Raw genomic sequence first — 19,889 nt, 5'->3', positions numbered from 1 at the left:
GGACGTGCGTTGCCACGCGATGATGCGCGCATCGTCGCGTGACAGCCGGATCCGTCTCCTGCGTCAGCGCGGTCGGAGGTCCAGCCGCCGCAGCAGCTGGGCGTTGAGGGCGACGACGATCGTCGACACCGACATGAGGATCGCGCCGACCGACATCGGCATCACGAACCCGACGGGGGCGAGCACGCCTGCTGCGAGCGGGACGGCGACGAGGTTGTACCCGGCGGCCCACCACAGGTTCTGCTTCATCTTCCGGTAGCTCGCGGACGACAGGTCGATGACCGACACGACGGACCGCGGGTCGTCGCTGGCGAGGATGACCCCGGCCGAGGCGATGGCGACGTCGGTGCCCGCGCCGATCGCGATGCCGACGTCCGCCTGCGCGAGCGCGGGGGCGTCGTTGACGCCGTCGCCGACCATCGCGACGGTCCGGCCCTCGCGCTGCAGCTCGGCGACCCTGGCGGACTTGTCCGCCGGGCGCACGCCGGCGAAGACCCGGTCGATGCCGATCTCGGTCGCCACGGTGCGGGCGACGGCCTCGGCATCACCGGTGATCATGACGACGTCGACGCCGCGGTCGTGCAGCTCGCGGATCGCCGCGCGGGACTCCTCGCGGATCTCGTCGGCCAGCTTCAGGGCGCCGGCGACCTGCCCGTCGACCAGGACGTGCAGGATGATCGCGCCCTGGGCGCGCCACTGCTCGACGCCGTCGAGCTCGGCGACGCCCCGCTCGTGCAGCAGGTTCGGCCCGCCGACCTCGACGCTGCGTCCGGCGACCGACGCCCGGACGCCGACGGCCGGCGAGGACGTGAAGCCGCTGGCGGCGGGGACCGGCAGGTGCGCTGCGGCGGTGACGATCGCGCGGGCGAGCGGGTGCTCGCTGTCGGCCTCGGCCGCGGCGGCCAGCGTCAGGACGTCGTCGTGGGCGAAGCCGTTCGCGGGGTGGACCTCGGTGACGGTGGGCCGGCCCTTGGTCAGGGTGCCGGTCTTGTCGAACACGACGGTGGAGACGGTGCGCATGCTCTCCAGCGCGAGCCGGTCTTTGACCAGGATGCCGCCGCGGGCGGCGCGCTCGGTGGCGATGGACACCACCAGCGGGATGGCCAGGCCGAGGGCGTGGGGGCAGGCGATCACCAGGACGGTGATGGTGCGGACCACGGCGGCGTCGGGCATCCCCAGGAGCGACCAGACGAACGCGGTGATCGCGGCGGCGCCGAGCGCGAACCAGAACAGCAGGGCTGCGGCGCTGTCGGCCAGGCGCTGGGCGCGCGAGGAGGAGCTCTGCGCCTCGAGCACGAGCCGCCGGATGCCGGCCAGGGCGGTGTCCTCACCGACGGCGGTCACGCGCAGCCGCAGCGCGGAGTCGGTCGCGACGGTGCCGGCGACGACGCGGTCGCCGGCGGTGCGGCGCACGGTGCGCGACTCGCCGGTGACCATCGACTCGTCCATCTCGGCGGCGCCGTCGACGATCGCGCCGTCGGCGGGGACGCGGGCGCCGGGACGCACCAGCACGACGTCGTCGACGGTGAGGTCGGACGGGGCGACCCGGACGACGTCGCCGCCCACGACCCGCTCGGCCTCGTCGGGCAGGAGCGCCGCCAGCGAGTCCAGGGCCGAGGTCGTCTGGACGAGGGACCGCATCTCGATCCAGTGCCCGAGCAGCATGATCACGATGAGCAGCGCGAGCTCCCACCAGAAGTCGAGCTCGTGCGCGACGACGCCGAGGGTCGAGAGCCAGGACGCGACGAAGGCGACGCTGATCGCCAGGGCGATGAGCAGCATCATCCCCGGACGCCGGGACCTGAGCTCGTCGACGGCGCCGGTCAGGAACGGCGCGCCACCCCAGACGAACATCACCGTGCCGAGCGCGGGCGAGACCCACGACAGCCACGCGAGGTCGGGCAGCTCGTAGCCCAGCAGCATCGCGAACATCCCGCTGGTCGCCACCACCGGGGCCGCGAGCACGAGCATGACCCAGAACAGCCGCCGGAACTTCCCGAGGTGGCCCGCGTGACCACCGTGACCCGCGTGGTCCGCGTGGTCCGCGTGGTCCGCGTGGTCCGCGTGGTCCGCGTGGTCCGCGTGGTCCGCGTGGTCCGCGTGGTCCGCGTGCGGAGCGTGCGAGTCGTGCCCGGCCTGCGTGCCGCGCGCGGGGTGCTCCTCGTGGGCGCGAGTCGCGGTCATCGCGTGCCCGCCCTCGTGCGGCAGACCGGCCGCGTCCTCACGCATCGGCTGCGCCGCCTCCGGGTGCCCAGCGTGGCCGCGGTCCGACACGTCGGGGTGGTGCTGGGTGTGGTCGTCGCGGCTCATGTCGGTGGCCTCTCTCGTCGACTCGTCCACGTGGTGATGACGCTTCACCCCGTGCAACGGCATACCCCCGGGGGGTATTCCGGTCGCCGACGTCAGGTGAGGAGGAACTCGAGCCGGAGCCGGAGGCGGAGGCGGCAGGCGACGAGGACGTGTAGGTCCTGTCTTCAAGTTGCGGCGCGGATGGCGCTGTCCAGCACGTCTGCAACCGTTCCACGACGTGCCTCGCCGCCGGTTCCACGCTGGTGCTGCGGTTTGCGGACCGGTCGACCAGAACGGACCGGTCGACGACGAAGGAGACCCCGCTGGATCGGTTGGCCACTCGAGATTAGCCAGTCCACGACGCCTCTGGGAATCCGTGGCCCCAGAGCTTGACCCGCTCAGCCGCCACCTCAGCCGCTCGCCAGTTTGCGCCCGAAGACCGCGTCGAGGCGCTAGCGTCACGTCTGGATGGTCGCAACGGCCCAGACAGGGGTCGTCGCCCTTGCAGGGAGGCGGACAGGTGCACATCGCGGTGCCCACGAGCGCGCGGCTCCAGAATATCGAGTCCTTCGTCAAGCGGATCTCGGATTCAGAATCGCCCGAACTGCGCATATCGCTTCCCGCGACATACTTCTCCGTGCATCCACTGGTGTTGGCAGCTACCGCCGCCGCCGGAATCCGAGCGCGCCAGTCGGGGAAGGACGTCATAATCGACGACATCCCGGATACGCCAAGTTGCCGGTATCTGCAACGCATGGGCCTTTTCTCATCTCTCGATATCGACCCAAACATGAAGGTGCGGGAACGAGAGGCGATCGGCCGCTTCATGCCGCTTCGCACGATTCGCACAGGACTACAGCTCTCCGAGTTCGCCGTGCAACTCCCACCGCTACTGCACGCGGAAGACCATCGCCAGGTCGAGCCGATTCAGTACGTGATGAGCGAACTAGTCCGAAACACTCTCGAACACGCCGGCATCGGCTATGCATCCGTCGTGGCGGCACAGGTGTACCCGAAGTCAGGAATAGTTTCCATCGGCGTTGCGGATTGCGGCCGAGGCATTGCATCCAGTCTTTCTGACGCCCACACGGTCGCCACGGACATCGACGCCCTCCACCTGGCGATGCAACCCGGGGTAACGGGGAAGACGAGTCAAGTTGGCGGGACCGCGGATAATGCCGGTGCGGGCTTGTTCTTCTGCAAGGCGATGGCTCAAGTTTCTCATAATTACCTGGTCGTGCACAGCGGCAGCGCGATGATTAAGTTCCTCAAGGCGCCAGCCACCCAGCAAGTGAACGCGATCTACGCGGACCCGCGCTTCGATCGAGCCACGAGACACGATGACCTTCCTGGCTGGCCCGGAACGCTTGTCGGGATGGACATCGACGTGAACTCGAACCGAGACTTTGCTGGTTTCATGGACTTCGTGCGCGGGACGTATGCCACAGAGGTCGATTCCAAGAGGCGATCGAAAAGCAAGAAGAGGGCGAGGTTCGAATGATGATATCCCTAATCGACGAGACCGGCCCGTTCGCGGAGAACAAGGAGCGAGCGAAGTCCCTTCGTACGCGCTCGATCCTTCCTGCTGTCAAACGCGGGGAGGACGTCACGCTCGACTTCGATGGCGTCTATCTGACGACGCAGTCGTTTGTGCACGCGCTCGTCGCCACGGCAATCCGTGACTACGACGGCCTCGACCATCTCGTTTTCAAGAATTGCGACCCCAACGTCAGGTCGATCATCGAGATCGTCGTGTCTTACTGCCAGGAGAACTGGGGTGAAGGCGTGCAGACCCCAGAGGTCTGACGCCACATGGGCGCTCCGGCACACCAGCGAGCTCAGCTGAGCTCACGAATAGCCGTCCGGCACGCGGTCCAGCAGCGTGGCGTACTGCCTGATGAGCTCACCTCCCGCGGAAGTCATCTGCTGCGGTCGTCCGCGCTCGGCTCTTAAGTACAGGACGATGCCGGAGTCACGCTCGAGCTCCTGCAGCTGAACGGCCAGGACCGCCTGGGTGACGCCGAGCGCTCTGGCAGCTGCCGTCACCGTGGGGTACTGCATTGCCGTCACGAACCGCTTGAGGCGAGTCAGGCCACCCTGCGTCGCCGTCGCCGCTGCCACCATCGGGAGATCCTGCACAGGGAGGAAGCTGGTCCCGACTGGACGCGACCCTCCTCCCCGGGGGCGACGGTTGATTCCCGCGGCGTCGAGGTGGCGCTGGACTGCCGGTGCGCTCAGGTGCAGTCGTTCACCGATCTGGTAGGTGGTGAGGTGCTGGTCCTCGTACCACCACCGCAGTGCCTGCTCCGAGAAGCGCCAACGACGCGTGTGCCGTGGGGTTGGGCTTGCCCGCATGCCCGGGTTCAGCTCGAGGCGGAGCGACCGCACGTCGGCTCCTCGCGGGCCGCTCGGGTCCCACGGGATGGCCGCCGCACCCACCTTCGGTTGGGCGGTCAGGGGCTCTGCGATCCCGCGCGATCGCAGCCAGCGCTCGCCGCTGTCGACGAGTTCTTCGTAGACCTGTCGCGGCGCCCTGGTGAACAGGTCGGATCCCCGCACCGGCAGGTAGGTCAGTGCGTCCCCGATCATCAGGCTACGGAGGAGGGCCTGCGCCGCCGCGTGCGACCAAGTCGGGGCGCGCCAGCGCTCGGTGTCGGCGATGGCGGCCCACTCCCCCTCGGGGAGCAGGTCGTCGTAGGACATGGAGCGCCTGCGGCTGTAGTCGATGACGACTTCACATGCGTCTACCTCGTCCGCGAGCGCCACCAGGGAGATCAGGACGCGCTTCCTGTCCTCGTGCGCGAGCTTGGTGAGAGCGACCAGTCCACGAGGTGTGCCCAGCTGGTCCTGGGCTGCTTCCCGGGTCATCGACCGAGCCCCGATGTGGAGCAGTGCGGTCGTTGCCGCGCGGCGGAAGGTGCGGAGCGCCCCGTACTCCGGACGCCACAGCTCGGCGGTCGCTGCAGGCCACAGCGCAGTGGGGGTGCGTCGCGCGCGTTCGGCAACGGCGTCGTCGTCGAGTTCTGGACGTCTGGCCGAGGCGGTGCCCAGGCGGAACTGCAGCTCGGTCGCGTAGTAAGGGGTGGCGTTCTTGATGAGGGGCAGTGCCGCTGCCGTGAGTGTGGGGCTCAGGCCGCCCCACTTCTGAAGGCGGGCCTGAGGCGAGCAGGGTATGAAGTCCATCTCGGCCTCCAGCTCCGCACGGAGCGCCTCCGTCGCTTCCGGCAGAGACGGTGCCGTGAACACGCGTCTGGTCCACTCGGCTGCAACGGTCAGCACGGGTGAGGACTGCTGGAACGTCAGCGCGACCCGGCCCTGTCGCGCGTGTCCCCGGTCGGGACCGTGATCCGCGAGCTGCGCGAAGTGCACCTCCGAGCGGTACGGCTCCCCCAGCGAGTCCGCCACGGTGGATATGTCTGCGCGCACGAGGCGCGCTGAGAGCAGGTGCAGGGCCGTCAGCACATCCGAAGCGTCCGCCGATGCAAGCTGGGCGTCGAGCCAGGTCTGGGCGGTGCGCGCCACTGGCGACGGCCCCTCGTGCCAGTGCTGGAGCTCGGCGATCTCACTCAGGTCGTCGTGAATCCGCCACATCCGCAGCACGCGCTTCGGCGTCCGCAGGGCCAAGAAGGTTTCGTGCTCGAGGCAGTAGAACGCCCACGGCGTATGCCAGCTCAAAGGCCACCGATTGTCGTTAGCCCGCAGGCACAGTCTGCAGAACCTCCCGATCGTCGAGCCACCCAGTCCGATCGCGGCCGCGGTCCGGCGGCCGGCGCCGAGTGTTGCGGCCCAGCCCTCGAGCGTCATGCCCTGGAACACGGCTTCGTCGAAGCCGGTCGCGGCGGTGAGGTTGTGGAGCCAGTGAGGGTCCAGCCGGAGCAGGAGGTCCCTGCGTGACGTCTCGACCGGGATGTCCATGTACGTCATGAAGTCGGACAGAGAGAACATCATCTTGCGAGCGGCCGCCTGCATCCACGAGATGAAGGACTCGCCTTCCAACGGCCGCTCCACCAGGACCAGCCGCTCGGGGTCAGCCACCTGCGCCGTCCAGCGCGGCCGCTCGCCGCTGCTTGCGCTGCTGCTCGGCGCGCTCGGCCAGGATCTGCTCGCGCCCGACGATCGCGGCTTTGGACCACGGCAGCTTCTCGAGGATGCCCTCGGTGATCTGCTCGGTTCCGGTGGTGATGGCGCGGTAGGTGGCCTGGTTGATCGCGTCGAACAGGGTCTGCATGTGGCCCTGGCTGTACTCGTACAGCAGCTCGGCCATGTCTTGGAGCGTCCCCGGCTCGTGCTTTGCCAAGACGATCCGGTCGTCGATCGTGTGCAGGAGCGTGATCCACGCCTTGCGCTCTTCGGGGGTGCGGATGTGGGCGAGGTCCATCGTGAGCAACGGCCAGCGGCGCGCGGTCTGCGAGAGGCTCGGCGTCAGTCCAAGACGTTCGGTGTCCCACAGCTCCATGGCGGCAAGCCCGACGCCGACGAAGACAAACGTGGCGGGCACTTCCTCGGCGATGCCCTTGAAGTGGTTCGAGGTGGCCTCGGGATCGTGCTTATCGAGGAAGTGGAAGTCGTCCACGATGATCAGGACGGTCTCGACCTCGCGCGCGTACCGGCAGAACCTGTCGAGCGCAGGCGCGGATCCCCGGCCTACGGCGGTGCCGGTGTAGGACACCGCGAGCGCCTCGTTGATGGCCCGTTCGGTGTTGCTGCCCTTCATGCTGATCTTCGTCACCGGCACCCGCACTTGGCCCTCGGCGGTGAGCTCGGTGAAGATGCGGACCTGCTCGCGCCACAGGTCCCGGCCGATCAACTTGGCGGCCGTCGACTTACCTGTGCCCGCCTCCCCCTGGAGGCCGAACGAGGGCCGCAGCCTGGTGCCGTCCTGGACGTTGGAACCCAGGATGAGCATCGCGTCCCTCTTGAACTCGAGGTAGGCAGGTGTCTCGAAGGGACCAAGGTTGGCGTGGTGGAGCCGCCGGATGAGGTCGTAACGTTCCCGGTCGCTGCCGGGCATGCGCTCGAGCTGGACCACGGTCAGGCGTGGGGGGTCCGGGACCGGGGGTGCATCCACGAACTCCCGCCACCCCTGGGCCGTGGTCAAGGTGAGCTTCGGACGGCGCGGGATCTCGAGACACATCACGCCTCCCGGAACGTGCTGTCGTCGCTGGCGAGCAGGTCGTCCCAGTCGTCGATCTCGAACGTGGCGACGTCACGAGCCGCGATCTGCGCGATGTTCTCGTAGGCGGCCAGGTTGGACGTGTCGAGCCCGCCGATCGCGAACGCCCGAGTGTCCTGGGTGAGCTTGTCGCGGTTCATCGCGGAGGCGCGGACGGTGACCCTGCGCTCCGCGACGGTCGTGGCGGACGCCAGCGGCAGACGCGCCAGGATGTCCTCGACCGGCGTCGGGGTCCGACGCCGGTTCAGAGGGTCGATGATCGCCTTCGTCGCCCGCAGCTGGTCGAGGCTGAACGGCCCCCCGAGGGTGTGAGCTTTGTTCCAGGTAAGGGCGTGCCAGCTGCCGTCTTCGATCTGGATGAAGATCGTCCGGATGTCGTCAGGGTCGTAGGCGATCGGCCACTTCCGGCGGGCCTTGACGTCACCGCCGATCGGGCCGGGCCGCTTTCGTCGTCCCTTCAGGATGGGGCCGCTGTACTTGAGCCCGGCGAGCTGGACGCCGTAGTGGTGGATCATCCGGTACTCGACGGGGAGGAAGTCGACGGCGAGGTCGGGACGCGCCGGTACACGGATGGGGCCGGTCACGCCCACACGGAGCTCGTACATCTGAGCGGGGGTGAGGTCCACACCAGGGGCGTGCTCCGACTGGAGCCCCTGGTGGGGACGGTGGTGGTAGTGCTCCTCGATCCAGTCCCGCAGGAGTTGCTCGAGCTCGTCCATGAAGTAGAACGCCCCGGCCTCGACATCCCGCCCGCGCTGGGACAGGTCCGGCCCCATGTACCCGGTGAGGTACTCGAGAAAGCCCTCGCGGATGGTGCGGAAGTAGCGCTCCAGAATCCCCTTGTCGGAACCCCGGCCCTTGCGGGCAGGCTGCACGTGGATCCCGAACTTCAGGCAGGCGCCCCACACGTGCCGCGAGATGTACTGCTTGCCGTGGTCGACGACGATGCCTTCCGGGTACAGCGCTGGCCCGAGCGCCCGGCCCCAGAACTCGGTCTTGGCGGCGTCGACCACGAGAACGTCCGGAACGCCGACGTAGGGCCAGGGCTTGCCCTGGATCCGCTGCCGCGGCATCACGACCTGGTACAGCGCAGAGGCGACGTCCTTGGCCTTGACCGAGTACGGCGTCAGGCTCAGGCCGACGATGCACCGGGTGCACCAGTCCATCGCGAGGGTGAGCTGGCAGCGCAACCACTTGCCGGTGATGGAGTCCATCGCGAAGACGTCCAGCGGAGAGGTGTCCAGGACGAGGAACTGGCCCGGCCGTCGGGCGTCCTTGTACCCGTAGACACCCTCAGGGACCGCTGCGCGCCCACGCTGGGTCTTCGTGGTCCCCGTGAAGTACTGATTGTTGCGGTCCAGCTCCTTGAGGATCTCGTACTGCTTGGCGCGCTTCGGGATCGGCGCGTCCGGCTTCTCGGCGCGGAGCCGCTCGGTGATCGTGGGGATCACGACATGCCGGCCGACCCGGGTCTGGCCGACCCTCTCTGCGAGCACAATGGCGGCGGTCTCACGCCAGAGCGAGAAGATCTCCACGCGAGCCTTCACCAGGGATCCGTCGACTAACCCCAAGGGTCCGGACTTGCGCCAAGCGCTGATCCAAGCCTCGATCGTCCGCTCGGACTTGCCGATCTCGGCGGCCTTGGCCCGGATCCGCTGTCCTTGCGGCAGCGCGGGCGCGTACTCGGGGCGAGGTTCGTTCGGCAGAGCGTGCTTGGCATCGCCGCTGCGGAACCCGGTCAGCACCTCGAGCACGTGCGCGGTCTTCGCGTCGGCCGACGCGAGGGCGGACGAGCTGACGAGCTTCTCCAGCGACAAGGACGTCGTGGGGCGGCTCCCGCCCAGGAGGTCCAGCGACTCGAAGGTCGGATGCGTGACCAGCTGCTGGAGGTCCACCACGATGCGGTCGCCGACCGTGGACTTGGCGTAGATGGGGCCGCCCTCTCCCATCTCGGTCACCGTCCAGGTCTTGCCGTCGTACCGGAATCGCGCCCCGACCGTCAGCAGCACCGTGAATCGCACGTTCATGCCGCGGCCCACAGGATCGACGCCTCGCTCAGCGGGACCGAGAGGTCGGTGAGGAGTTCATGCCGCCACAGTGCGGCGCCGATCTGAGGGCGGGCATCCTCGCCGACGATCCGCTCCAGGGCCTGGACAGCCGTCCCGATCGAGAGCCCGTGGAGCGCCGCCGGTTCCACAGCGAGGTCCAGCGCCAGCTGCGGCCGCATGTAGGCGCTCAAGTGCTCGACGTTCCGCGCGAACGGGCGGGCGTCACCGGTCCAGATCTCGTGGGTCCATCCGACCTCCGAGAGCGCGCGCGTCACGCGGGCGAACTGCTTACGGACCTTCGGCTTCGCGGCGTCTTCCGGGCGCTTGACGTTGACTATGGTGACTCGTGCGTCGACGTGCAGCAGCATGAAGTCGGGGATCTGGTAGGTCTGCCCGTTGGCGATCATGTCGAACGGCTGAGAGATGATCCGGCTGACCGTGTGGTCGAAATCGGCGAGCACGACTCGGCCCCGCTCGAGCTGGGACTCGTAGGGCACGAACCCGCGGTTCGTGGCTGCCCAGTAGAACCCGGGGATGTGGCGCTGCTTCGGCAGCCACAGGAAACGCTCGGGCCGGCTCTCAGCACGCCGCACCACCTGCAGGCGGTCGCCCTCCGCCAGCGGGACGCGGATCCTGCGCCCGCTGACTCTCAGCTCCAACGTCGTGTCCGTAGTGAGCATCGCGCACCTCCCCGTGCCGTGCCGCTCCGGAGGTCTCGCCGTCGTCACGGTAAGCCGCTGGTGCGACGTACGCAAGACCCGGCAGGCTTCTGACCTGCGCAAACACGTCTAGACAGTGAGTTGCGCGTCATGGCGTTCGAGCGTCTGTCTGAGAGCGTGGCTGCAGTTCACGCCCTGGTCTGCCGAGTGCACAGCACCCGTCGACCGCCTCACGGCGACGACGCACGACGCTCGAAGCGCCGAGATTGGTGAGTCCTGGACAGGCCCCGCTGCGCCGTCATCGACGCACTCAGCCGGGTTGGCAGTTGACTAAGGGCATCCGCGCTCACCGACCTGATCTCGGTCACCGGCGGCTGTACCCACCAGGAGTAGTCGGTCCCTCCGGGATCGTGGTCGTAGACGTAGCGATGTCGCTCGCCGCGCTTCACCACGCCGATCCCAAGGTGCAGGTAGCGCTCGACCTGTACCAGGGGCATCCAGCGACCATCGCCGGGCAACGGCGCGCCTACTGTGACGGAGAACCGGAGCACAGCATGGTGGTCGAGGTCCAGGTAGATCACGGCCGGTTCCTCGGACCGCGCCGCCCAGACACCGGAGCCTTTCGCGAGGACGATCACGTCGACCCGCTCTTCACCCTCGGCACGAGACACGGTGGCGGCGCAGGGCCGCGGACTTCGAGCCGGCGCGTCGTCTCTAGCCACGATCAGGCACCGGCGGCAAGGGCACGACCTCGAGAACGGGCGTTGTGCGACGCAGAGTCAGGTCCGCCGCCGGGTCGAGCGGCTCGAGGTACAGGTACATGTCCTCGCCGACCACGATGCCGTTCGACATCGTCGACTCGGTCAGATGCTGTACGCCTGTCACCAGAACGGGCTCATCGTCGCGGCGAAGCGTGCCCCGCGGGAACCGCGGGTCGTCACCCGGTGGCCCAGCCGTGACCCGGGTGGCGGTGACGGTCCCGTCCGGTGCTGTGGACTCGATCAGGTGCATGGCTCCGGACACGGTCGTCACGAGCCATCGCCCGGGGGTACGCATCGGGTCAATCGCGGGGTTCATCGTCGTCACCATCACCAGGCTCGTCGGCCTCGTGGCTGATGCGGGCGTCGCGCGGCTCGAGCAACCGCAGGATGTCCCACGCGTACCCAGAGGCGTTGAACTCACCGGTGTGCCAGTGTCCCCAGTACGCGCCCTCGAGCGACGCCATGCGGTGCTGGTGCAGGCTCCACCAGTCCCACGCGACGATGAGCGCGACCCGCCGGCCGTCCTCAGTCAGGACGATCCGGTCCCACAGCTTGACCCTGGAGCGGAGGTCGTCCCACTGAGCCGCAGCTTCTTGGATGGTCATGACACTCAGTCGCCCGCCCTCCTCCCGGAAGCTCTCCGCCGAGTCCCTGACCTGGTCACCCTCAGCCTCTGCTTCCACGTGGTGGTCGCGGTGCTCGTGCAGGGACGCGTGCACCACAAACTCGATACCGCGGACCAGGACGTCCATACCGACCTCCCGACCGAGGTCTACCTCGCCCACGAGGAACCGGGCGTCACCCGTCAGCGAGACGTGGGTGGGCACGTTCAGGTCAGTCTGTGGTGTGCGCGGTGGCTGCATCAGGCCAATCTCGAACAGTCGGTCGAGCTGATTCTGGGAGAACCGGAGCTCGACTTGCCCGGCCTCAACGAAGTGGACCGTCGCGTCAGTGGCGAGCTCCACCCGCACCGGCAAGGACCAGGGGCGCCTGGTGCCGGTCACAGCGGGTCGTCCTGCGGGAAGGAGGGAAGCTCCGCGAGCTCCTCGGCCTCGACGTAGTCGATCGAGGTGACGAGCCGCTGGATCCAGTACCCGTAGTCGCGGCCCTCAGGGTCCCAGTCGTAGAGGTACCGGTGCCTATCGCCGACCCGGATGACCCCAAGGTCGCCGCGGAACAGGGCCTCGACCGCGACGAGCGGCACCCACCTGCCGTCCCCCGGGCCGAGTGAAGACTCCGGGCGGGGCTGGCGCAGCAGCAGCGAGGAGTCCGCGTCGACGAAGTAGACCGTCTCGCTTGCGGAGCGCACCGCCCAGACTCCGGTGGCGTCAGCGAGGACGAGCTCGTCGATGTGCATGCGGGTCACGGCGCGCTCCGGAAGATGGGGACCGGGTGGTGCTCGTCCCACGGTTCAGGGGTCGGGTCGCCATGCACCGCGGCGCGGGCCTCGACGTCGGGCGTCCGGCCCGCGGAGTGCTCGAGCATGGTCCGCACGGCGCTTTCGTACCCGTGGCGCCACCCGCGGCGGTACTGCTCGCGGGCGCGCAGGCCACCAGACCCGGCCACGACGGTGATCGCGAAGCAGCCGACGGCGACGCCTAGGGGCTCGCCGGTGAGCAGCGAGGCGGTGCCGCCCACGAGCGTGATGATCGCGATCGCGATCGTCGGCGCCCACCACAGGATGCGGGCCCGCGCCGGGGATGGGGGATGGGGCACACGAGGAGTGGACTCGTCCTGTCGCATAAGCACCTTCCCTCGCTGGGCGGGTGGGGCGTAGCGCGCATCGGCTGCTTCGAGGCGTGATGAGGCTTCCGTCGCCTCATCGCGTCGACCGCGACTCCACTGATAGTAGACATGATCGGGCGGTCGTCAACACCCCCTGCACCAGCTCAAGCCTGTCAGAAGGCAGATCAAGCGGTACTGTCTAGACAATGAGTGCCGATCATGGCTCCACTCATAGGGGGTCGAGGCGCGGCCTTGCGCCTCCTACCGTCGAGCGGGTGCAGCGCCAAGAGCCGGAAGCGACCCAGCTGCGCGCTTTCGGTGCCACGCTGCGCCTGATCAGGACCGACGCCGGCCTGACGCAAGAGCAGCTCGCACATGCCGCTGGCGTGGGACGCACCTACATCGGCGAGGCCGAGAACGGAGTGCGAAACCCGACGCTCACCACGATCTGGCAGCTCGCCGTCGCGCTGCATGTATCGCCACGCTCGTTCTTTCCACATGTGGAGCACGAGGAGTCCGAGCCCCCCGCGTGACCGCCGCGGGTGCCCGCGGACCCTGCCGGACGCGAGGACCACGATCGAAGCGCCGCGCTCCCGACCCGTGTCGGTGGCGGAGCTGGGCGAGCGCGCGCGATTCGTCCCGCTCGATGTCCGTGAGCACGCGAAGTAGCAAACGGCAGTCGAGGGGGCAGTCGCCGAGTTCGGTGGTCTGGATGTCCTGGTGAACAACGCCGGCGTGGTGCGGTCCGCTCCGTTCGACCAGCACGATCTTGAGGACTGGCGGCTCGTGATCGCCGTCAACCTGAACGGCGCCTTCTATCGGATGCGCGCGGCTGTTGACGCTTTGCAGGCGTCTGGGCGCGGGCCGGTCGACTTCCGCGTCACGCACGACAACTGGTTGCGGCGCCCCGATCCCAGCGTTCGTCACTGAGCATGGCTTTGAGTTCGTCGCAGAGGTCTTGGGACAGATCAGCGCCCGTCTAGTGCCGCGCACGTCGGCGGTGCGCACCGTGCAGCCCGGCGCCGACCACGATCAGCGCGAACGCGGCCAAGAGAAGGGCGCCAAGCTCAGGTGCACCCGTCCTGGGCAGTGTCGTCGCGTCGCCCGCCGGCGCTGTCCCACCGGTCGGTGCGGTCGATGTCGGAGAGGGCGTCGGGGCTGGCTCAGACGGCGTCGGGCTGGGTGTGGGCTCGGGGGCGGCAAGAGTGACCGCAGCCACCCTGGTGGTGGCGGTGCCCAAGCAGTTGGTGAAGACCGCGCGCAGCTCGGATGGTGTGGTCACCGTGAGCGTCAGCGACGTCGCCGTGGCGCCCGGGACGTCGCTCCACTCGCCGTCCGCCGGGCGCTGCTGCCACTGGATGGTGGGTGGGTCATCGCCGTCGGCGGCCGCGCGCACAGAGATCTCACCGCCTGAGGCGGGGACCTGGATCGTGGTGGTCGGTTCCTCGGTGACTACAGGGGCGGTCCCGTAGGTGAAGGTGCCGTCCGTGGTGCTGACCTCCCCGACGCTCCCGAAGGAGTGAGCAGCGGTTACCAGGACCTCTACCGGCCCGCAGGCGTGCGCCGGGGTCAACACCGTCCAACCCCCACCCGACTGCGTTAGTTCCGTGCCCGCGATCCCGCCGAACTGCACCGACAGCACCTGCACTTGATCCTCGACGGCGAGCAGGGCGAGCGACGAAGAGGAGGTTGTGCCGTCGCCGAGCTGGCCGTACGCGTTCCATCCCCACGCGTATGTGTTCCCGTCCGAGCCGACGGCCAGGGAGTGCCCGAACCCTGTCGCGAACGCGCTGAGCGTGACGCCGCCGGTGGGGATCGCCACCGGCACCAAGACGTCACCGGTCGCGCCGTTGCCGACCTGACCGTAGGTGTTCCATCCCCACCCGTAGGTGCTGCCGTCCGAGCCGGTGGCGACGGTGTGGTTCTCGCCGCTGGACATCGCGCTGAACGTCACCCCGGCGGGGGTCTGCACGGCCACCGGGAGAGAAGCTCCGATCCTCGTGCCGTCGCCCAGCTGGCCGCGGCCGTTGCTGCCCCAGGCGTAGACCATGCCGTCCGAGCCGGTGGCGACGGAGAAGTTGTACCCGACGCTGAGGACGTCAGCGGTGACACCGTCGGGGAACCGGGCGGCGACCGGGGTCGTGGCGTTGGAGACCGTGCCGTCGCCGATCTGCCCCTCCCGATTGTCACCCCAGGAGTACACGTTGCCGTCAGAGCCCAGCGCGGACGAGCGGTACCCCGCCGCGAACAGCTCCGTGTAGGTGACTCCCGACGGCACCTGCGTAACCACCGGGACCGAGGACGTGGTCGTCGTGCCGTCGCCGAGCTGGCCGCTGCTGTTGTACCCCCAGGCGTAGACGCCACCGTCCGACGACATAGCGACCACGTGGTAGTAACCCGCTGCGAGCGCAGTGATCTCCGTGCCCGGGGGCAACGAGACCGGCTTCGGGACCGGGGACGGAGCGGTCGTGCCGTCGCCGAGCTGGCCACTGCTGTTGGAGCCCCACGCGTAGACGACCCCATCAGCCGACAGTGCCGCCGAGAAGTACTGCCCCGCGGTCACCGCGGTGATGACGACCTCGGCCGGCAGCGCCACTGGCGTCGGCACGGACGAGTCCACCGTCGTCCCGTCCCCCAGCTGACCCACGTTGTTGCGGCCCCAGGCGTAGACGACGCCGTCGGCGCCCAGGCCCACCGAGTGGAACGCGCCGGCAGCCAGGTCTGTGAAGGTCATCCCGGGCGGCACGTCACCGGAGACCGCGGTCTGCCCCGCCGTCGGACCTGAGTCCGGCGTGACTGCGACAGTCCCTCGTGCCGCACTCACGGCGAACGCCAGCACCAACGCGCCCACCAGCAGGACGCGTGCGCCTGCCCTGCCACTTCGGGTCGCCACACTCACCCGCGGTCCTCCTCGGGGCTCTCGCGTCGCACCATCGAGTTTGCTCTCTCGATCATGGCACTCGAGGTTCGGGCGAGAAAGGGCACGCTTGGACCCGAGCCGGCGCGTCCGACCCCGCTCCTGGAGCGAAACGGCACGGCTGGTAGCTCGCGGAAGGTCCGGGCCGAACGGTGCGGATTGCCTCACCCTCACCCCTTGATGCACGCTCGCGACTTGCCTCCGGCGGGAAGGCCCGGCGGACCCGCCGCCGGGCCTTCCGTCCGCAGGTCATCACTCGACCCCCGCTTGGTGACCGTCCGCGGACGGTCGATCCTGGCACCCGCCGCTACCACCTAGACGCACTCGACCCTCCCGCGACGGCGACTGCGTGGCGGTCGCTCCGAGCCAGCCAGCCGGCCGCGGCGGCACCTACCCACGGGTGCTTTCCACCACCTACTAGGCCGCGCGATGGGCCCGTTTGCGCAGGTTCGCGACCCGCACAAACCCACGTCCTACTCAGTCAGGACCACTCAGTGTCGCCCTGCACCGGGGGGTGGCGCGCGGCCGTGGTCGTCTGTTTCCTCCTGCTGACGGCCCGAGTGCGCCCTGTCCTCGAGGCGGCTGAGCCCGTCGCACGCATCGATTTGAGAGGCAACAACCATGCTCAGAACCACCAGGAGGTGGGTGGGCGCCGTCGCTGCTGCTGCGGCGCTCGTCACCAGCGTCGGGCTGACCGCGCAGCCCGCGGCGGCCGACACGGGTGTCGATTTCCCCGATCGGGTGTTGCTCGGGTGCGTGAACACCGCGCTCGGCCGCGGCGACACCCCCGCCGCACCCGTCACCGCTGAGGAGGCCGCAGCGATCACATCGCTGCCGTGCTCGGGCGGGGTGACGAGCTTGGAGGGCATCGAGGCGCTGACGAACCTGACCTCGCTCAGCGTCCTGCAGGAGGGTCAGCGCGACGTGCTCACCTCGCTCGCTCCCCTGGCGGGCATGTCGCAGCTGTCATCGGTCAGCCTCACCGGCTCGGGCGTGACGGATTTCAGCGTGCTCGCGGAGCTGCCCGCGCTCAGGCTCTTGTCCGTACAGCGACCCACGGTCGACCTGACCGACCTGACCGACATCGGCCGGCTGACCGGGCTGACGGAGCTCCGGCTCAACTACGTCGGGGACCTGAGCGGGGACGGCGTTGCTCCCCTGGCGCCGCTGACAGGTCTGACGCGGCTGCAGCTGAACGGGAACAAGATCGACGACCTGGGCGTACTCGCCGGGTTCTCCCGGATGCGGTGGATGGAGCTCGTCAACAACCGGATCACCGATGTCGCGCCGCTCGCTTCGATGTCCTCCCTGGGGTACCTGCACCTCGGGCGCAACCTGATCACCGACCCATCGCCGCTCAGCACCATGGCCTCGCTGACGGAGCTGCTGCTGGACGAGAACCAGATCCACGACGCGTCCTCGCTTGCCGAGATTCCTGACCTGGTCTTCTTCTCGATCGACCACAACGACATCGACGACCTGTCCTTCGCCTCAGGGTGGTCGTCTCTGCAGACGCTGTACGCCGGCTCCAACCGAGTCACGGACATGACGTCGCTGCTCGGCCTGGCGCAGCTGAGGTTCGCCGACCTCTCTGCAAACCGGATCGTCGACGCGAGCCCGTTGTACGGCAAGCCGGAGGCGTACTACTTCCAGATGGTCAACCAGTCGGTCACCCTCGAGGACATCTTCGTGGGCTGGAACCAGGCCAACCCGCTCATCGACGTCGACGGCACCCCCGTGATCCCCACCTCACAGACCGCCGCCGTCGACGAGGCGAGCAACACCTGGTCATTCGCGGCCGCAGGACGGAACGTCCTGAACTGGTCCGTGCCGATCACGACCCCTGAAGGAACCGTGACCGGCATGTACTTCAGCGGCCAGATCATCCAGAACTCCGTCGACGAAACGGGAGCAGTGTCGCTGACCAAGACCGGCACCCTCACCGACGGCGCCACCGGCGTCAGTGGTGACACGGTGGACTTTGGGTTCGAGGTCACGAACACCGGCAACGTCACCCTCACGGACGTCACGATCACCGACGCGCTGCCCGGGTTGACGGACCTCTCGGTCGCCTGGCCCGGCCAGGCCGGTGTCCTCACCCCCGGTCAGCAGGCCACCGCCACCGCCCACTATGTCCTCACGCAGGACGACGTGGACGCCGGAAGCGTCCACAACACCGCCACGGTCAACGCCATCACCATCGGCGGAACCACCGTCACCGACCAGGACTCCGCCACCATCGACCTCGTCCCCAACGGAGGCGGCGACCCTGACCCCGAGCCTGGTCCCGACCCTGACCCCGAGCCTGGCCCCGACCCCGACCCCGAGCCTGGCCCCGACCCGCAGCCCAACCCCGACCCGCAGCCCGAGATCGATCCGCAGCCCAACCCCGACCCGCAGCCCGAGATCGATCCGCAGCCCAACCCCGACCCGCAGCCCGAGACCGCCGAGGACGTCGCACACGACCCCGGTGCGCTCGCCCTGACGGGTGGGGGTCTGCCCCCGGTGCTGCTGATCATGGGTCTGCTGATGGCTGGCGTCGTGGCGGTGCTGGTGTCCCGGCGCGAGGTCGACTGCGAGTAGATCCGAGCGCCGGGTCGCTCCGTCTCCGTCGGCCGCTGGCTCGAGCACGCACCACATGTCACCAACGTGACGGACCGGTCGGAGTCACGTTCCTGGACTCCGACCGGTCTCGCGTCATCGGTGCGCGTCGCGCGGTCACTGGTGTGCACGACCGGCGCCTGTCAGCCAGTCAGCGGGGGGTGGCGGTGAGCACGGCCGGAGTGCCGTCGCCCCGCGGGAGCCAGCCGACCAACTCGGCGTACGTGATCCACCGGTGGTCGTTCCCGTACTCCCCAGTGGTGAGCGAGTGGCAGGTGGTGAGCGTCAGCATCCGGGCCGTGGGTGCCCGCTCGGGATGGTGGGGCACCGGTGCCACAACGTCGGAGCTCGCCGGGTGCACGATCTCCCACCCGGTGACCTCGTACACGTACCAGGTCTCGGCCGTCTCGATGACGATCGGATCACCCACCCGCAGCCGGTCGACGTAGCGGAACGAGTTGCCGTACGTCCGCCGGTGGCCGGCCAGTCCGACGTTGCCGACATCTCCCGGCATCTGCGTGCCCGGGTAGTGCCCCGCAGCGGCCCGGTCCAGGACGTCGGCCCCTGTTCCCTCGACGACCGGCATGGCGTTGGCGGTGAGGCCGGACCATCGCGGGACCCGCAGCAGACCGATCGTCTCGCCCGGCTCCGCTGCCGGCAGCACCGGGGGGTCCCCGATACGCAGTTCGGCGGGCTGCGCGCTCCCCGCCGGCGCGGCGACGGCGAACGCCTCGACGGCGTCGGCGGCGTGCCGGCCCGCGACGACCGAAGTCCACCAGAACAGCCACACCAGGTAGAGGAGCGCCAACACGCCCACCGTGACCACGAGCTCCCCGCACACCGCGACCGCCGTGCGCAGCGGTGCGCACCGGCTGCGTCGGCGGGTCCGGCTCATCCGCCGCCCCCGCTGCGCGCCCGCGGCGGGACCACGAGCACGACCGCGCCGGTCAGCACCGCTCCGGCGGCGCCCAGCAGCCACCACGCGAACGGCACCGCCTGCGCCTCGGTACTGGTCTCGGCCGCCGCCTCGTCGCCCTCGGGGAGCTCGACCCGCTCCGCCCGGATCACCAGGCGGTGGCTGTTCACCCCGACCGGGGTGCAGGTGACCAGCGTGAGTAGGTCCTCGCCAGCGACCACCCGGAGCAGGTCCGTCTCGGTGGGCAGGACCGTCTCGATCAGGTCGACCCGGTACGCCAGGGTCTCCCCGAGCACGTCGATGTACACGAGGTCTCCCGTCACCACCTGGTGCAGGTCGGTGAACAGGATGGCGTTCGGCAGTCCGCTGTGGCCGGTGAGCACGGCATTCGTGTCCGGTCCTCCCACGGGTAACGAGGAGCCCTGGAGGTGGCCCACACCGGCGGTGAGCGTCTCCTCGGAGGTGCCGTGGAAGACGGGGAGCCGAACGTCGATTGCCGGGATGCGAACGCGCGCCATCGCCTCGGCGCCTTCGACCCGCAGCTGGTCGTCGTACTCGGCGGACGTCGCCTCGACCTCGTCGACGTCCGTGTACGGATCCGTCAGCGTCTGGACGCCGATCCGGGCGTTGTACTCGCGCGCCCGACGCAGGACCGCCTCGCGGTCGGCCTGCGGGATCCGCTCGACCGCGGCGACATAGCTGTTCGTGCTCGCCGCCTGCGCGCGCGTGGCGAACCAGTTGCCCGCACTGGGGTAGAGCAGCAGACCGACCCCGACGAGGGCGACGAGCACGGTGGGCGC

Annotated in this window: 17 protein-coding genes and 1 pseudogene; 5 read left to right on the top strand and 13 right to left on the bottom strand. The window is 69.1% G+C overall.

Annotation, left to right across the window (positions count from 1 at the left end):
• Positions 1-63: 63 nt before the first annotated feature.
• The gene (locus FA014_RS01135) at positions 64-2,184 is read right to left on the bottom strand and encodes a heavy metal translocating P-type ATPase (protein WP_419178358.1); all 2,121 of its coding nucleotides are present in this window, start codon (positions 2,182-2,184) and stop codon (positions 64-66) included.
• Between the two features lie 625 nt (positions 2,185-2,809).
• On the opposite strand from FA014_RS01135, the gene FA014_RS01130 reads away from it, so the two are divergent.
• Both FA014_RS01130 and FA014_RS01125 read left to right on the top strand, forming a co-directional pair.
• Positions 2,810-3,790 carry an ATP-binding protein gene (locus tag FA014_RS01130; protein ID WP_154727877.1) on the top strand — a complete coding sequence of 327 codons (981 nt, stop codon included), beginning with the start codon at positions 2,810-2,812 and terminating at the stop codon, positions 3,788-3,790.
• Complete coding sequence (locus tag FA014_RS01125; RefSeq protein ID WP_195969108.1) at positions 3,790-4,095, top strand: STAS-like domain-containing protein; 306 nt, start codon at positions 3,790-3,792, stop codon at positions 4,093-4,095. Before FA014_RS01130 ends, FA014_RS01125 begins: the two co-directional genes overlap by 1 nt.
• Before the next feature lie 42 nt (positions 4,096-4,137).
• Here FA014_RS01125 and FA014_RS01120 read toward each other — a convergent pair whose 3' ends face one another.
• The 9 genes from FA014_RS01120 to FA014_RS01080 form a co-directional block, all read right to left on the bottom strand.
• Positions 4,138-6,324: a TniQ family protein gene (locus FA014_RS01120; RefSeq protein ID WP_154727875.1), complete on the bottom strand. Its 2,187-nt coding sequence runs from the start codon at positions 6,322-6,324 to the stop codon at positions 4,138-4,140.
• Complete coding sequence (locus FA014_RS01115) at positions 6,317-7,318, bottom strand: AAA family ATPase (protein WP_195969107.1); 1,002 nt, start codon at positions 7,316-7,318, stop codon at positions 6,317-6,319. Before FA014_RS01115 ends, FA014_RS01120 begins: the two co-directional genes overlap by 8 nt.
• Positions 7,319-7,422: 104 nt before the next feature.
• Positions 7,423-9,489: a Mu transposase C-terminal domain-containing protein gene (locus tag FA014_RS01110; RefSeq protein ID WP_154727873.1), complete on the bottom strand. Its 2,067-nt coding sequence runs from the start codon at positions 9,487-9,489 to the stop codon at positions 7,423-7,425.
• On the bottom strand, positions 9,486-10,190 hold the full coding sequence (locus FA014_RS01105; protein ID WP_154727872.1) for a TnsA-like heteromeric transposase endonuclease subunit: 705 nt from the start codon (positions 10,188-10,190) through the stop codon (positions 9,486-9,488). Before FA014_RS01105 ends, FA014_RS01110 begins: the two co-directional genes overlap by 4 nt.
• Positions 10,191-10,399: 209 nt before the next feature.
• Positions 10,400-10,750, bottom strand: coding sequence for a hypothetical protein (locus FA014_RS01100; protein WP_154727871.1), 351 nt, complete (start codon positions 10,748-10,750; stop codon positions 10,400-10,402).
• A gap of 133 nt (positions 10,751-10,883) precedes the next feature.
• Positions 10,884-11,255 carry a hypothetical protein gene (locus FA014_RS01095; RefSeq protein WP_154727870.1) on the bottom strand — a complete coding sequence of 124 codons (372 nt, stop codon included), beginning with the start codon at positions 11,253-11,255 and terminating at the stop codon, positions 10,884-10,886.
• Complete coding sequence (locus FA014_RS01090; protein WP_154727869.1) at positions 11,230-11,934, bottom strand: hypothetical protein; 705 nt, start codon at positions 11,932-11,934, stop codon at positions 11,230-11,232. Before FA014_RS01090 ends, FA014_RS01095 begins: the two co-directional genes overlap by 26 nt.
• Entirely contained in the window at positions 11,931-12,296 is a 366-nt protein-coding gene (locus tag FA014_RS01085; RefSeq protein WP_154727868.1) for a hypothetical protein, read from the bottom strand. Before FA014_RS01085 ends, FA014_RS01090 begins: the two co-directional genes overlap by 4 nt.
• Positions 12,293-12,646 (bottom strand): hypothetical protein, encoded by a 354-nt coding sequence (locus tag FA014_RS01080; RefSeq protein ID WP_154727867.1) that lies wholly within the window; start codon positions 12,644-12,646, stop codon positions 12,293-12,295. Before FA014_RS01080 ends, FA014_RS01085 begins: the two co-directional genes overlap by 4 nt.
• A gap of 284 nt (positions 12,647-12,930) precedes the next feature.
• Between FA014_RS01080 and FA014_RS01075 the strand changes: the two genes are divergently transcribed.
• Positions 12,931-13,188: a helix-turn-helix domain-containing protein gene (locus FA014_RS01075; protein ID WP_230322770.1), complete on the top strand. Its 258-nt coding sequence runs from the start codon at positions 12,931-12,933 to the stop codon at positions 13,186-13,188.
• A 151-nt stretch (positions 13,189-13,339) separates the two neighbouring features.
• Positions 13,340-13,585 (top strand): annotated as a pseudogene (locus FA014_RS01070) (SDR family NAD(P)-dependent oxidoreductase); the annotation flags it as partial.
• Positions 13,586-13,634: 49 nt separating this feature from the next.
• On the opposite strand, the gene FA014_RS01065 reads toward FA014_RS01070, so the two are convergent.
• Complete coding sequence (locus tag FA014_RS01065; RefSeq protein WP_154727864.1) at positions 13,635-15,389, bottom strand: RCC1 domain-containing protein; 1,755 nt, start codon at positions 15,387-15,389, stop codon at positions 13,635-13,637.
• A gap of 828 nt (positions 15,390-16,217) precedes the next feature.
• Here FA014_RS01065 and FA014_RS19780 point away from each other — a divergent pair.
• Positions 16,218-18,155: a DUF7507 domain-containing protein gene (locus FA014_RS19780; protein WP_195969106.1), complete on the top strand. Its 1,938-nt coding sequence runs from the start codon at positions 16,218-16,220 to the stop codon at positions 18,153-18,155.
• Between the two features lie 169 nt (positions 18,156-18,324).
• Here the strand turns inward: FA014_RS19780 and FA014_RS01055 are convergent, their stop codons facing one another.
• A complete protein-coding gene (locus FA014_RS01055; protein WP_154727863.1) occupies positions 18,325-19,068 on the bottom strand; it encodes a class E sortase in 744 nt (247 codons plus the stop codon).
• Positions 19,065-19,880, bottom strand: a complete 816-nt coding sequence (locus FA014_RS01050) for a class C sortase (RefSeq protein WP_195969105.1) — start codon at positions 19,878-19,880, stop codon at positions 19,065-19,067. The genes FA014_RS01055 and FA014_RS01050 overlap by 4 nt, the downstream gene beginning before the upstream one ends.
• Positions 19,881-19,889: the final 9 nt, after the last annotated feature.

It is taken from the genome of Cellulomonas hominis (genome assembly GCF_005239125.1).
Taxonomy (GTDB): Bacteria; Actinomycetota; Actinomycetes; order Actinomycetales; family Cellulomonadaceae; genus Cellulomonas; species Cellulomonas hominis_A.
Note: the sequence above shows the minus strand (reverse complement) of the source record. Positions and strands in the feature narration are given on the sequence as shown.

Coding starts and splice junctions, on each gene's coding strand:
- FA014_RS01110 (WP_154727873.1), bottom strand. CDS start 9,489: ATGAACGTGCGATTCACGGTGCTGCTGACGGTCGGGGCGCGATTCCGG.
- FA014_RS01135 (WP_419178358.1), bottom strand. CDS start 2,184: ATGACCGCGACTCGCGCCCACGAGGAGCACCCCGCGCGCGGCACGCAG.
- FA014_RS01105 (WP_154727872.1), bottom strand. CDS start 10,190: ATGCTCACTACGGACACGACGTTGGAGCTGAGAGTCAGCGGGCGCAGG.
- FA014_RS01055 (WP_154727863.1), bottom strand. CDS start 19,068: ATGAGCCGGACCCGCCGACGCAGCCGGTGCGCACCGCTGCGCACGGCG.
- FA014_RS01125 (WP_195969108.1), top strand. CDS start 3,790: ATGATATCCCTAATCGACGAGACCGGCCCGTTCGCGGAGAACAAGGAG.
- FA014_RS01065 (WP_154727864.1), bottom strand. CDS start 15,389: ATGACCTTCACAGACCTGGCTGCCGGCGCGTTCCACTCGGTGGGCCTG.